We start from the raw sequence: 13,629 nt of genomic DNA, 5'->3' as shown, positions 1-13,629 counted from the left end.
GCCGGTCAGGGGTTGTTGAAGAACACCTCGGGGTTGTCCGGTGCCGGGCCGTCCAGGAGCGGCCGGGCGGTGCCCTTCAGGTGCTGGTCGAGGAAGGCGGCGACGTAGGTCCGGGTGATCTGCGTGGAACGGACGCCGGAGAGGGGGGCCGTCGGGTCCACCGGGAGGCCCGCCTGTTCGGCCAGGTACGGGGTGTCGGTGAAGGTGAAGTGCCCCGAGTCCTGGACGGTCAGCCAGCGCTTCCAGCCGTCCAGCCGCTTCCAGCCGTCGTTCCAGGAGCTGTCCGTGGTGCCGGGGCTGTGGCCGGACCGGGTGCCGAGCATCATGAACGGGCGGCTGCCCAGGCCCGTCACCGGGATCTCCTCGAAGAAGGTGCCGTCCATGTTGATCCCGGCGTCCACGCGGGGGTCGGCGAGCATCGTGGAGGCCGCCGCGCTGCCGCCGATGGAGTGGCCGGCCGCCGCGACCCGGCGCCGGTCGATCGTGCGGGCGTGGTCCCAGGCGGGACGGGGCCCGGTCAGCCGGTCGAGCACGAAGGCGAGGTCGGCGGCCCGCCCGGTGGAGACCTTCTTCCGCACGGCCCGTGCCGCCGCCTCGTCCGGGGCCGCGTTGTCCGCGTCGCAGGCGGCGCAGGTGAGCACCCGCCCGCCCGGGAGGGACGTCCCGCTGGACTCGTAGGCGTGGTCGACGCTCGCCACGACATAGCCCCGGCTCGCCAGGTCCTCGGCCAGGGAGGTCAGGGTGGCGCGCGGTTGCCCGAAGCCGGGGGAGAGCAGCACCAGGGGGAACCGGCCCGGGGCGGGGCGGGCCGTCAGGCGGGCGCGGGTGGCGGTGGAGCTGACGGTGGTGGCGGGCACGACGTCCTCCAGCCCGCGCTGCACCAGCATCAGCCGCGCTTCCTCGGTGCTCATGTACGGGGCCCGTGCGCCGCCGCTGCCGGGGCGGGCGGGGTAGTGGAGCGCCACCATCAGCTCCCGGGACCCCGCCGCGGGGACCCAGGGGTCGGTGCGGCTGTGGTCGACGAGGTGCAGCACCTCGGTGCCGACGGCGTGCGGGCCGGTCGGGCGGGGCAGTTCGAGCGCGGTGGCGGTGGCGGTCGCCGCCGGGGCGGGTGCCGTCCCGGGGCCCGGTAAGGCGTGCGCGGTGGCGGCGGGGGCGGCCAGCAGGACCATGGCGGCGAGGGCCGCGGCTGCCGTCGTTCTGCGGAGTCCGATCGTCATACGAGGGACACTAGGAGGCGGAATCGGGTGGACGCGTCAGCCGCGGGAGTGATCCCGTGGGGGCCCTGAGACGTACGGGAGTGCCCGTCAGGACCGGTGGACCACTACCGGCCATCGTGTCCGGGTGCGCTCCGTGCGTACGGCAGGGGATCATCCCGAGCCGTACTCTTACCGAGGAGTAGCGCAGAGGGGGCGGGAGGGATGTCCGACGTGAGTGCAGTGAAGAGCAAACGGATGCCGCGTGCGGTGCGTGAGCAGCAGATGATGGACGCGGCCGTGCGGATCTTCGGGCAGCGCGGATACCGGGCCGCTTCGATGGACGAGATCGCCGAACTGGCGGGTGTCTCCAAGCCCTTGGTCTATCTGTACCTGAATTCCAAGGAGGAGCTCTTCACCGCGTGCATCCGCCGCGAGGCAAAGGCGCTGGTGGACGCGGTGCAGTCCGCGGTGGAGCCGGGGCTGCCCGCCGACCGGCAACTGTGGGAAGGGCTGAGGGGGTTCTTCACGCACACGGCGGAGAACCCTGACGGCTGGGCGGTGCTGCACCAGCAGGCGAGCTCGCACGGTGAGCCGTTCGTCAGCGAGGTGGGGGCGCTGCGCAAGGAGATCGTTGCGTTCGTGACGGGTCTGATCGGGGCCGCCGCACGCGAGGCGCACCGTGATCGCGCGCTGCCGGACCGGGATGTGGCGGGTCTCGCGCAGGCACTCGTGGGGGCCGCCGAGGCGCTCGCGGGGTGGGCGAACGTCACGCCCGGCGTCTCGGCCAAGGAGGCCGCCGCCACCCTGATGAACTTCTCCTGGGCGGGCCTGGAGAACCTCATGCACGGGCGCGGCTGGGCGCCCCGGGAGGACTGAGCCGGCCCTCCCGGAGCGCCTCAGGGTCACGCCTCCGGTGAGCGGGCCAGGCTTCCGGTGAGGTGGATGCGGTCGCCGCCGCGCAGCTGGAAGGCCGTGCCCTCGGCGGCGTACGTCACGGTGGAGGGCAGCAGGACCGGCGCCCTGAAGTCCGCCCTGATCCCACGGACGCGGCCGGGCTCCTCCTCGGCCGCCGCCACACAGCGGGCCAGGGTCCACATGCCGTGCGCGATGTGCCGGGGGAAGCCGAACAGCCGTGCCGTCACCGGGTACAGATGGATGGGGTTCCGGTCGCCCGAGGCGGCGCCGTAACGCCGCCCCAGGTCGGCCGGCAGCCTCCACCGCGCCACGGCGGGCAGCTCCCCGGGGGTGGTGGCCGGGGCCGGTGAGGGGGAGCGCGCGGTGGTCGCGTGCCGGGAGAGATAGCCGCTGCGGGACTCCCAGACGAGCTCGCCCGCGAGCCGCGCCTCGGTCGTCATCGTCACCTCCGTACCGCGCCGATGCGGTGTCAGACCTGCGGCGTACACCGTGAGCTCGGGCTCGTCCTGGAGGAGGAGCGTCCGGTGCGAGGTGATCTCGATCCAGGTGTGGACCAGCCCAAGCACCGGCAGGGGGAAGGCGCGGGCCGTCATCAGCCGCATGGCGAGCGGGAAGCCCAGCACATGCGGGTAGGTGAGCGGCAGGACGCCTGGTTCGGTGAAGCCGCAGATCCTGCTGTACGCGGCGAGGGGGCCGGGAGCGATGCGGGCGGGCGGGAGCACCTCGGGGCCGGAGGGCAGCGTGGCGCCCTCGCGTCCGGCCCGTTTGAACGGCGAGGTGACGGCTCCCCGTACGAGGGACATGCCGAGGCCGGTCATGGGTCAGGCCCCCAGCAGGCTCTGGCCGCAGACCCGCACGATCTGGCCGTTGACCGCGCCGGACGCGGGCTGGGCGAACCAGGCGGTGGTCTCGGCCACGTCGACCGGAAGGCCGCCCTGGGAGAGGGAGTTCATCCGGCGGCCCGCCTCCCGGATGAAGAGCGGCACGGCGGCCGTCATCTTCGTCTCGATGAAGCCGGGGGCGACGGCGTTGACGGTGATGCCGTGTGCGGCGGCGGCGCGCGGGGCCAGTGAGCGGACCAGGCCGATGATGCCCGCCTTGCTGGCCGCGTAGTTGGTCTGGCCGTTGTTGCCCGCGATCCCGGCGATGGACGCGGTCGCGACGATACGGCCGCCCCGGCGCAGGGTGCCCGAGCCGATGAGGGCGTCCGTCGTGCGCAGGACGCTGTCCAGGTTGACGTCGATGACCGAGGCCCAGCGGTCGGCCGCCATGTTGGCGAGCCGGCGGTCACGGGTGATGCCCGCGTTGTGGACCAGCACGTCGAGTCCGCCGGGGACGGCCGCGGCGATCTGCTCGGCTGCGTCGGGCGCGGTGATGTCCAGCGGCAGGGCGGTCGCGCCGAGCCGGTCGGCGGTGCGGGCGAGCTCCTCCCGCGCCTGCGGTACGTCCAGGCAGATCACCTGGGCGCCGTCCCTGGCGAGGACGGAGGCGACGGCCGCGCCGATGCCGCGCGCCGCGCCGGTGACCAGCGCGGTACGCCCGTCGAGCGGGGCCGCCCAGTCGGCGACCTCGCCGGGCGCGTCGGCGCTGAGCTCGACGACCTGGCCGCTGACGTAGGCGGAGCGGGGCGACAGCAGGAAGCGGAGGGTGGACTCGGCCGACGCGGGGTCCGCGCCGGGGGCGAGCCGCACCAGCTGCACGGTGGCGCCCTTGCCGATCTCCTTGCCGAGGGAGCGTACGAACCCTTCGAGGGCCTGCTGCGCCGCCGCCTGGTGGTGGTCGTCGGGGGACGGGACGGTGCCGAGCACGACGACGCGGCCCCCGGTGGCCAGCGAGCGCACGACGGGGTGCAGCGCGGCGTGTACGTCGGCGAGCCCGGCGGCCGTGGTGACTCCGGTCGCGTCCAGGACGATGCCCGCCGGGCGGTCGGCCTGCTCGGTGACCTTCAGGCCGGTCGCGGTGAGCACCGGGCCGAGCGCGCCGGGGTGGGCCGGCTTCCCCGCGGTGAGGTGCAGCAACGGCCCGTCGAGGGACGGGGTTTCCAGCGTCCAGCGGCGCAGCGGCGCGGGCTGCGGGAGGCCCAGCCTGCGCGTCAGGAAACGGCCGGGCGCCGTGCCGGTGAAGTGCAGATAGCGGTCGGCCATTGTCTGGACTCCTGCTCGGTCGTAGATTTACTCCGGAGTAAGGTTACTCAAGGGTCAGGAGATGTCGAGATGAGTTGGTCGAGTTGATTCCCCTCCCGCTTCCGCAGCCGCGCCGGGTCGCGGTCATCGGCGGCAGCCGCATCCCCTTCGCCCGCTCCGACGGTCCCTACGCGCGAGCGTCGAACCAGGACATGCTGACCGCCGCGCTGGACGGTCTCGTCGAGCGGTTCGGCCTGGGCGGGCAGCAGGTCGGAGAGTTCGTCGCCGGCGCGGTCCTCAAGCACAGCCGGGACTTCAACCTGGCCCGCGAGACCGTCCTCGGCTCCGCCCTGGACCCGCGTACGCCTGCCTACGACATCCAGCAGGCGTGCGGCACCGGTCTTCAGGCCGTGATCGCCGCGGCGAACAAGATCGCCCTCGGGGCAGTCGACTCGGCGATCGCCGGAGGCGCGGACACCACGAGCGACGCGCCCCTCGGTGTCAACGACCAGCTGCGCAGGATTCTGCTGGAGGCGCGCCGCGCGAAGTCGGCGGGTGCCAGGATCAAGGCGCTGGCCGCCGTCCGGCCCCGTCACCTCGTCCCGGACATCCCGCGCAACGCCGAACCGCGCACCGGGCTTTCGATGGGCGAGCACGCGGCGGTCACCGCCCGGAAGTGGGGGGTGACCCGCGAGGACCAGGACCTGCTGGCCGCCACCAGCCACCAGCGGCTCGCCGCGGCGTACGACCGGGGCTTCCTGGACGACCTCGTCGTCCCGTACCTCGGTCTGGACCGCGACCAGAACCTGCGCCCCGGCTCCACGGTGGAGAAACTCGCCACGCTGAAGCCGGTGTTCGGCGCGGGGCATCCCGACGCCACGATGACGGCGGGCAATTCGACCCCGCTCACCGACGGCGCGGCCACCGTGCTGCTGGCGAGCGAGGAGTGGGCCGAGGCGCGCGGTCTGAGGCCGCTGGCCTTCCTGTCGTTGTACGAGACGGCCGCCGTGGACTACGTGGACGGTGAGGACGGGCTGCTGATGGCGCCCGCGTACGCCGTGCCGCGCATGCTGGAGCGGGCCGGGCTGGGCATCGAGGACTTCGACCTCTTCGAGATCCACGAGGCGTTCGCCTCCCAGGTGCTCGCCACGCTGGCGGCCTGGGAGAAGCAGGGCCTCGCCCCCGTCGACAGGGACAAGCTCAATGTGGTCGGATCGTCGCTCGCGACCGGACACCCCTTCGCCGCGACGGGGGCCCGGATCGTGGCGACGCTGGCCGGACTCCTCGCCGAGCGGGAGGGCCCCGGCCGGGGCCTGATCTCGGTCTGCGCCGCGGGAGGCCAGGGCGTCACCGCGATCCTGGAACGCCCCTGAGCCCCCGCGACGACATCAGCAGGACCCGCCCACCCGTACGTGAACGACCCCACGCATCCAGAAGCCGCACCGGTGCCGGCCCCAGGGACGGGACCGCCGCCGGACCCCATGCCGAGGAGCCGCTCGTGTCCACGCCCGCACCCGCCGCAGCAACCGCCGCGCCCGCCGTTCCCGTCCTGGTCGAGCCGACCAAGGTCAGGGCGGCGGACGGCACCGTACGGGAGGTCTCCGTGCCGCCGCTCGCGCCGCCCGTGCGGCGCGGATCGCTTGCCGAGATCCCCTTCGACAACGCCCGGGAGGCTCCGGCCGAGGCCGTCCTCAGCCGCAAGCAGGCGGACGGCCGCTGGCAGGACATGACCGCGGCGGCGTTCGCCGACGAGGTGCTGGCCGTCGCGAAGGGCCTGGTCGCGGAGGGGCTCCAGTCCGGTGACCGGGTCGCGATCATGGCCCGTACGACCTACGAGTGGACGCTGCTCGACTTCGCGGCCTGGGCCGCCGGGCTGGTCACCGTGCCCATCTACCCCACCTCCTCGGCCTTCCAGACGCGCTGGATCCTCCAGGACTCCGGAGCCGTCGCCTGCGCGGTGGAGTCCAAGGAGCAGGGCAGGCTGGTCAGTCAGGAGCGCCAGCAGCTCGGGGACCTCACGCACCTCTGGCAGTTCGACACGGGCGCCATAGGCCGGCTGAAGACGCTCGGCAAGGACGTCCCGGACGCGGCCGTCGCCGCCCGCCGCGCCGCCCTGGAGCCGGACAGCCCCGCCACGCTCATCTACACCTCGGGCACCACCGGCCGGCCCAAGGGCTGTGTGCTGACCCACGGGAACTTCTTCGCCGAGGTCGACAACGCCATCGAGCTGCTCCACCCCGTCTTCAAGTCGGTGTCCAAGGAGCCCGCGTCCACCCTCCTCTTCCTGCCGCTCTCACACGTCTTCGGCCGGATGGTCGCGATCGGCTGTCTGCGCGCCCGCGTACGCCTGGGGCACGCGCCGTCCATCCAGACCGAGGACCTGCTCGCGGACCTGGCCGGCTTCAAGCCGACGTTCCTGCTGGCCATCCCGTACGTCCTGGAGAAGGTCTACAACACCGGCCGGGCCACCGCGGAGAAGATGGGCCGCGCCTCCTCCTTCGACCGCGCGGCCCGCATCGCGCAGCGGTACGGCGAGGCGGTCGAGGCCGCCGAACACGGCACGGGCCCCGGGCCGGGCCTCGGCCTGCGCGCCGCCCGCGCCCTGTACGACCCGCTGGTCTACCGGCGTATCCGTGCCGCGCTGGGCGGTCATGTCCGGTACTCGATCTGCGGCGGTTCCCCGCTGGGGTCCCGGCTCGCCGCCTTCTACGCGGGGGCCGGCATCCAGATCTTCGAGGGCTACGGGCTGACCGAGACCACCGCGGCGGCCACGGTCACCCCGCCCCTCAAGCCCCGGCTGGGCACGGTGGGCTGGCCGCTGCCGGGCACCGCCGTGCGGATCGCGGAGGACGGCGAGGTCCTGCTCAGCGGCGGTCAGGTCTTCCAGGGCTACTGGGACACCGAGCGGGCCGAGGCCGTCCCGTATCTGCAGGACAACTGGTTCCCGACGGGCGACCTGGGCGCGCTGGACGAGGACGGCTACCTCACGATCACCGGCCGCAAGAAGGACATCATCATCACCTCGGGCGGCAAGAACGTCACCCCGGCCCCGCTGGAGGACTGGCTGCGCGCCCATCCGCTGGTGAGCCAGTGCATGGTGGTCGGCGACAACCGGTCGTTCATCAGCGCCCTGATCACACTGGACGCGGACGGCCTCGCCCACTGGCGCCGGATGCGCAAGAAGGAGGGCATCCCCATGAAGGAGCTCGTCCAGGACGAGGAGCTGCGCTCGGCCCTCCAGCGCGCGGTCGACGAGGCCAACAGGCTGGTCTCACGCGCCGAGTCCATCCGCAAGTTCACGGTGCTGCCGCAGGACTTCACCGAGGAGAGCGGCCATCTCACCCCCTCGCTGAAGCTCAAGCGGGACGCCATCGCGCGGGACTTCGACGCGGAGATCGAGGAGCTGTACCGCAAGTAGGGTTCCCGGCCGCGTCGGCGGACGGGCCTTCGTCAGAGGGCCCGCCGTCGGCGACGGGAAATTTTTGAACCGTCATAAATCGGGCGGTGGTGCGATTCCCGTACACAAAGCCGATGCGTTCCGGGTCGTTGAATGCAAGGCGTTGTTCGCTGTACGCCTTCGATGTGTTCACTCAATTGCCGTTGTGTGGCGATGAGTCAAGGGTGAGACGTCGGAGTCTCATCCTCCGGATGTGGAAACCGCAGCGCATAGCGTCCTCCCCATGACTGAGCTGGACGCGCGGCCACAGGCCGGAGACACGGTACGGACAAGTGCCCCGGCCGACGGCGGCGTACGCGAGAAGGGCCTCGGCGGGAACTCCGTCGGGCTGATGGGCAGCGCCGTCCTCGGCATCTCGACCGTCGCCCCCGTGTACTGCCTGACCTCCACCCTCGGCTCCACCGCGGGCGAGGTCGGGGTGCGGATGCCCGCCGTGTTCCTGGCCGGGTTCCTCCCGATGCTGCTGGTCGCCTTCGCCTACCGCGAGCTCAACAAGGCCGTGCCGGATTGCGGCACCTCCTTCACCTGGACCGTGAAGGCCTTCGGGCCCCGCCTGGGATGGATGTGCGGCTGGGGCCTGGTCATCGCGACGATCATCGTCCTGTCCAACCTCGCGGGCGTCGCGACCTCCTACTTCTGGCTGCTGGCCGGCGAGATCTCCGGCAGCGACGCGGTCGCGGCCCTGGACGACAGCAAGCCGGTCCACATCCTCACCTGCCTGCTCCTGATCGCCGCGGCCACGGCCGTCAGCTACCGGGGGATGACGGCCACCAAGGGCATCCAGTACACCCTCGTGGCGCTCCAGCTCGTCGTCCTCGCCGTCTTCGTGACCATGGCGGTGGGCAAGGCGGGCAGCGCTGAATTCGCCGGGACCTCGCTGGACTTCTCCTGGTCCTGGCTGAACCCGTTCGCGGTCCAGTCCTTCGCCGCCTTCACGGCGGGCCTGTCCCTCTCGATCTTCATGTTCTGGGGCTGGGACACCTGTCTCACCGCCAACGAGGAGACCACGGGCAGCGACAGGACACCCGGCCGCGCCGCCCTCATCGCGATGGTCGTCCTGGTCGGCTCCTACCTCGCCACCGGCATCGCGGCCCAGATGGCCGTGGGCACCGGTGACTCGGGGCTCGGCCTCGCCAACCCGGACACCTCCGACAACGTCTTCGCCGCCCTCGCCGGTCCGGTCATGGGCCCCGGCCTCGGCATCCTGCTCTTCCTCGCGGTGCTGGCCTCGGCCGCCGCGAGCCTTCAGACCACCTTCATCCCGGTGGCGCGCACGGTCCTGGCGATGGCCGCGTACGAGGCGCTGCCCGCCTCGTACGCCCGTGTCCACCCGCGCTTCCGGACGCCCGGGAAGGCCACCGTCGTGGCGGGCGTCGCGACCGGTGTGTTCTACACGGTGATGACCCTGGTCAGCGAGCACGTCCTGGTCGACACGATCTACGCGCTGGGCCTGATGATCTGCTTCTACTACGCGCTGACCGCCTTCGCCTGCGCCTGGTACTTCCGCGCCGAACTCACCCGCTCCGCCCGCGACCTCGTCTTCAAGGGCCTGTTCCCCGTCGTCGGCGGCATCCTGCTCACGGCGGTCTTCGGCAAGACGCTGTACGACATGTGGGACCCGGCCTACGGCTCCGGCTCCTCGGTGTTCGGCGTCGGCTCGGTCTTCGTCATCGGTGTCGGACTGCTGCTGCTCGGAGTGGTGCTCATGGAGGCCATGCGCCGCAGCGGCCCGGCGTTCTTCCGCGGCGAGGTGCTGACGAAGGAGACCCCGGCGCTCGTGGTTGCCGACTGAGGCGGTCAGCCGGCGCGCCGGCCTCCCGGCGCGTCGAAGCGGTCCCTGGGGCGGCCGGCTCCTCGCGGGCGTACGAGCCCGGGGCCGGAGCCGCTTCCGGCTGGAAACCGGCGGGAGTTGCGGCCGAAACGGGGTCCTGGGCATCGCGGGTGGCCTGCGTGAACGCATACCGTGGGAGCCGTCACGGACTTGGAGCCGTCACGGACGACGACGGAGGTGCCTCGCATGCGGATCGCCACAACCATCTTCCTCACCGACGAGACGATCACGCCGGTTCGGCTGGCGCGTGAACTGGAGAAGCGGGGATTCGCCGGGCTGTATCTGCCCGAGCACACCCACATCCCGGTGAGCCGGGAGACGCCGTACCCGGCGGGCGGCGAGCTGCCGGCCGAATACGGCCGCACGCTCGACCCCTTCGTCGCGCTGGGGCAGGCCTCGGCGGTCACCGAGCGGCTGGCGCTCGGCACGGGCATCACGCTGATCGCCCAGCATGACCCCATCGACCTCGCGAAGCAGGCCGCCACCCTCGACCACCTCTCGGGCGGCCGTCTGACGCTCGGCATCGGCTTCGGCTGGAACGTGGAGGAGGCCGCCGACCACGGTGTGGAGTGGCCGACCCGGCGCGCGCTCGGCAGCGAGCGGCTCGCCCTGATGCGGGCCCTGTGGGCGGACGAACCGACGGCGTACAAGGGCGAGTTCGGCTCGGTCCGGGCGAGCCACGCCTATCCGAAGCCGGTGCAGAAGCCGCGCGGTCCCGTGAGCGGACCGCGCACCCTGATCGGCGGGGCGGCCGGGCCGAAGCTGTTCGCGCAGATCGCCCGGGAGGCGGACGGCTGGCTGCCGATCGGCGGGCGCGGCCTGTCGGAGTCCGTGCCGAAGCTGCGTGCGGCCTGGGAGGAGGCGGGGCGCGACCCGAAGCAGCTCCAGGTGGTCCCGTACGCGGTGGTGCCCTCCCCGGGGAAGCTGGAGTACTTCGCGGAACTGGGCGTCGAGGAGGTCGTGCTCCAACTGCCCCCGGCGGGGGAGCCGGAGGTGCTGCGGGCGCTGGACGCCTACGCCGCGTACCTCTGAGGGGCGGCCGTCGAGCCGTCCGGGGGTTCCGGTGCGGGCCGGTGCGGTGGCTCGCGGTCCGTTCCGGGATTCCGGCGGCGTGATCCTCCGGCGGAACCATCGGCGCTAAAATCGCATCTATCACCTCCGGACATCGATGGTGCGGCCCGTGTGCGTGTGTGCCTGGCTGCCTGGGAGCGGGAGCACGATGAACAGGCCGTTGCGGCACATAGCCATCTTCTGTGGGCTGCTGATGCTGGCTCTGCTGATACGGGCCAACTGGCTCCAGTTCGCCGAGAGCGAGGAGCTCGCCACCCACGAGCACAACCGCCGCGTCAAGATCACCCAGTTCGCGACCCCGCGCGGCGACATCATCGTGGACGGCAAGGCGATCACGGGCTCGAAGGAGGTCGAGGGGACCGACTTCAAGTACCAGCGCACCTTCAAGCAGGGCCCGATGTACGCCCCCGTCACGGGCTACGCCTCCCAGGCGCAGGGCATGTCCCTCCTGGAGAAGACGTACGACAGCATCCTCAGCGGCCAGGACGAGCGCTTCGCCTTCCGGCACGCCAAGGACATCCTCACCGGTGAGGAACGGCGCGGCGGCGATGTGATCACCACCATCGACGCGAAGGCGCAGGAGGCGGCCTACAAGGGGCTGACCGATCTCGACGCCCGGGGCGCGGTCGTCGCCCTCGACCCGGCCACCGGCAAGGTCCTCGCGCTGGTCTCCACGCCCTCGTACGACCCCTCGGTCTTCGCGGGCAACTCCTTCAAGGAGGGCGACAAGTTCCAGTCCCTGGTCGACGCGAAGAGCAAGCCGCTGGCCAACCGCCCGCTGCGCGAGACCTTCCCGCCCGGCTCCACCTTCAAGATCCTGACGGCCGCGGCCGCTCTGGAGCACGGTGTCGTCACGGACGTGAACGCGCCGAGCAAGGCGGCCTCCCCGTACAAGCTGCCGCTGTCGTCGAGCACGATCAGCAGCGAGGCGGGCGACGCGACGTGCAGCAAGGCGTCGATGAAGACGGCCATGCAGTACTCCTGCAACAACGTCTTCCTGGACGCCGCGCTGGAGGTGGGTGACGAGGGGATGCGTGAGACGGCCGAGAAGTTCGGCTTCAACGAGGACGTCTACTCCGACACCTTCGGGGACATGCTCGCCACGAAGAGCCTCTACCCGGCCGAGCTGGACAAGCCCGGCACCGCCCTCACCGGCATGGGCCAGGGCAGCCTCACGAGCACCCCGATGCAGATGGCGATGGTCACGGCGGCCCTCGCCAACGACGGCAAGCTGATGCAGCCGTACATCGTCGACGAGCTGCGCGGCCCGGACCTGTCGACCCTGGAGAAGCACGAGCCCGAGCTCAAGAGCCAGGCGGTCTCCGAGGAGACGGCGAAGAAGGTCCAGGAGATGATGGAGTTCACCGCCAAGGAGGGCAGTGCGCAGCGCGCCCTGATCGACGGCGTGACGGTGGGCGGCAAGACGGGTACCGCCCAGCGCGGCGACGACGTCACCAAGGAAGTCCCGTACGGCTGGTTCGTCTCGTACGGCAAGACGTCCGACGGCCGGTCGGTGGCGGTCGCGGTGTTCATCGACCCGACGGCGATGGACATCTCCCGCTCGGACATCTCGGGTGGCGGGCTGGGCGGCCCGATCGCCAAGAAGGTCATGCAGGCGGTACTGGGGAAGTAGGCGGCACCTCACGGAACCGCCACCCCCGCGGCCCGCAACCACGGCCCCCGCCCGGCGTCTTCGCCGGACGGGGGCCGGCTTCATTCCGTGGCTCGGTCCGGCAGTTCTGCCGGACGTGGACCCGGTGCCGGACCCGGGCTCGTGGCCGGTGGGGGCGTACGGCCTCCGGCCAGGCGGAGGGTCATGACCGCGGTGAGGCCGGCCACCGTTCCCCAGACCAGGGCGGCCGGGACGCCGTTGCCGAGGTTCGCGAAGACCCGCAGCGGTCCGTAGGCCAGGCCGTAGGAGCTGGTCATCTCGACGACGGCGTACATCAGTTGGCTCGCCAGCAGTCCGATGACCGTGGCGCAGAGACCGCCGGCCGCCATCGCCCACACGGAGACCCGGGTCAGCAGGCCGGGCAGCCACCGCAGGCCGCACCACACCACGGCCAGGAGCAGGGCGTCCGCGGCACGGTACAGGAGCCAGCGGCCGAAGGAGGTGCCCGCCGGGCCCGACCAGCCGCCGAGCAGCAGCCACTGGCGCAGCAGGTCGCCCGGTTCGGAGAGCAGGCGCCCGGTGACGGTGATCCCCTGGATCTCCGCCGCGACCCGCTGGTAGGAGAGGATCACCAGCGACAGCGCGACGACGACGGTGCCGGCCGTGGCCGCCGTACGGGCGCGAGCGGGAGCCTCCCCGCGCGGCAGCGGGCCCGCCCCCTGGGCGGTCGCCCGCGCCACGAGTGCGGTAACCACCGCCGCGAGCAGCGCGAGGGGCACCAGGACCTGCCGCCCCGAGGAGATCTGGGAGGACAGCTCGGGCAGGAAGCGGTAGCTTCCGCGCCCCGCCGCGGCGACCATCCACGGCGCGGAGACGGTCACGGCCAGTGTGCCCGCCACCATCCCCCACGCCCACAGCGCGAGAAGCGCCGCGGGCATCCGGCCGTTCACCGGGGGGAGCCTGCGGACGAGGAGCAGTGCGCCGGGCACGAAGAAGGCGAACAGCGCGAAGAACCGGATCTGCATCGCGGTCGTGTACAGCGACAGATAGCGGCCACTGTCGGTCGCGCCCGGCAGCTCGACACGTTCGCGGACCCACTCCGCGGTGTCGTACGACCAGGGGGCGAGCCAGCGCTGGAGGTCTCCGACGCCTTCGGCACCGAACACACGGGTACTGCCCCGCAGGCGCAGCACCTCATCGCTCGCCCCCGCCCACCACAGCAGTGCCGTGAGGACGATCCCTCCGGCCAGTGCGGCTGTCGCCGCGCGTCCGTATCCCATGTGCCGCCCCCGCCGTGGTCGTGCACCCCGTGAATTCCCCCTGGACGGAGTGAGGTTACGGTGCGGTGATCACGTGCCGGTCACGGGTGTACGCCGGCTCGGCGCCCCCGGGCACGCGGAAGGGCCGGGCCCTCCACCCCT

10 protein-coding genes are annotated in these 13,629 nt (G+C 72.1%); 6 read left to right on the top strand and 4 right to left on the bottom strand.

Annotated elements, in window-relative coordinates; translation table 11 throughout:
* Positions 1-5: 5 nt before the first annotated feature.
* Positions 6-1,220 (bottom strand): alpha/beta hydrolase family protein, encoded by a 1,215-nt coding sequence (locus tag ACWCQM_RS12125; RefSeq protein WP_450915198.1) that lies wholly within the window; start codon positions 1,218-1,220, stop codon positions 6-8.
* A gap of 234 nt (positions 1,221-1,454) precedes the next feature.
* Between ACWCQM_RS12125 and ACWCQM_RS12120 the strand changes: the two genes are divergently transcribed.
* Entirely contained in the window at positions 1,455-2,075 is a 621-nt protein-coding gene (locus tag ACWCQM_RS12120; protein ID WP_450915270.1) for a TetR/AcrR family transcriptional regulator, read from the top strand.
* Positions 2,076-2,101: 26 nt separating this feature from the next.
* On the opposite strand, the gene ACWCQM_RS12115 is transcribed toward ACWCQM_RS12120, so the two are convergent.
* The gene (locus ACWCQM_RS12115; RefSeq protein ID WP_450915197.1) at positions 2,102-2,932 is read right to left on the bottom strand and encodes a MaoC family dehydratase; all 831 of its coding nucleotides are present in this window, start codon (positions 2,930-2,932) and stop codon (positions 2,102-2,104) included.
* A gap of 3 nt (positions 2,933-2,935) precedes the next feature.
* Positions 2,936-4,258 (bottom strand): 3-oxoacyl-ACP reductase, encoded by a 1,323-nt coding sequence (locus tag ACWCQM_RS12110; protein WP_450915196.1) that lies wholly within the window; start codon positions 4,256-4,258, stop codon positions 2,936-2,938.
* 74 nt (positions 4,259-4,332) lie between these two features.
* Between ACWCQM_RS12110 and ACWCQM_RS12105 the strand changes: the two genes are divergently transcribed.
* The 5 genes from ACWCQM_RS12105 to ACWCQM_RS12085 all read left to right on the top strand — a co-directional run bounded on the left by ACWCQM_RS12105 (position 4,333) and on the right by ACWCQM_RS12085 (position 12,229).
* On the top strand, positions 4,333-5,610 hold the full coding sequence (locus tag ACWCQM_RS12105) for an acetyl-CoA C-acetyltransferase (RefSeq protein ID WP_450915195.1): 1,278 nt from the start codon (positions 4,333-4,335) through the stop codon (positions 5,608-5,610).
* Positions 5,611-5,735: 125 nt separating this feature from the next.
* The gene (locus tag ACWCQM_RS12100; protein ID WP_450915194.1) at positions 5,736-7,655 is read left to right on the top strand and encodes an AMP-dependent synthetase/ligase; all 1,920 of its coding nucleotides are present in this window, start codon (positions 5,736-5,738) and stop codon (positions 7,653-7,655) included.
* A 262-nt stretch (positions 7,656-7,917) separates the two neighbouring features.
* The gene (locus ACWCQM_RS12095; protein WP_450915193.1) at positions 7,918-9,486 is read left to right on the top strand and encodes an APC family permease; all 1,569 of its coding nucleotides are present in this window, start codon (positions 7,918-7,920) and stop codon (positions 9,484-9,486) included.
* Positions 9,487-9,711: 225 nt separating this feature from the next.
* Entirely contained in the window at positions 9,712-10,557 is an 846-nt protein-coding gene (locus ACWCQM_RS12090; RefSeq protein ID WP_450915192.1) for an LLM class F420-dependent oxidoreductase, read from the top strand.
* A gap of 187 nt (positions 10,558-10,744) precedes the next feature.
* Positions 10,745-12,229 (top strand): peptidoglycan D,D-transpeptidase FtsI family protein, encoded by a 1,485-nt coding sequence (locus ACWCQM_RS12085; protein ID WP_450915191.1) that lies wholly within the window; start codon positions 10,745-10,747, stop codon positions 12,227-12,229.
* An 80-nt stretch (positions 12,230-12,309) separates the two neighbouring features.
* Here ACWCQM_RS12085 and ACWCQM_RS12080 read toward each other — a convergent pair whose 3' ends face one another.
* Positions 12,310-13,488: a hypothetical protein gene (locus ACWCQM_RS12080; protein ID WP_450915190.1), complete on the bottom strand. Its 1,179-nt coding sequence runs from the start codon at positions 13,486-13,488 to the stop codon at positions 12,310-12,312.
* Between the last annotated feature and the right edge of the window lie 141 nt (positions 13,489-13,629).

It is taken from the genome of Streptomyces sp. NPDC002125, assembly GCF_053593715.1.
The sequence above is the reverse complement of the archived record's forward strand: the minus strand, read 5'-3'. Positions and strand labels throughout refer to the sequence as shown.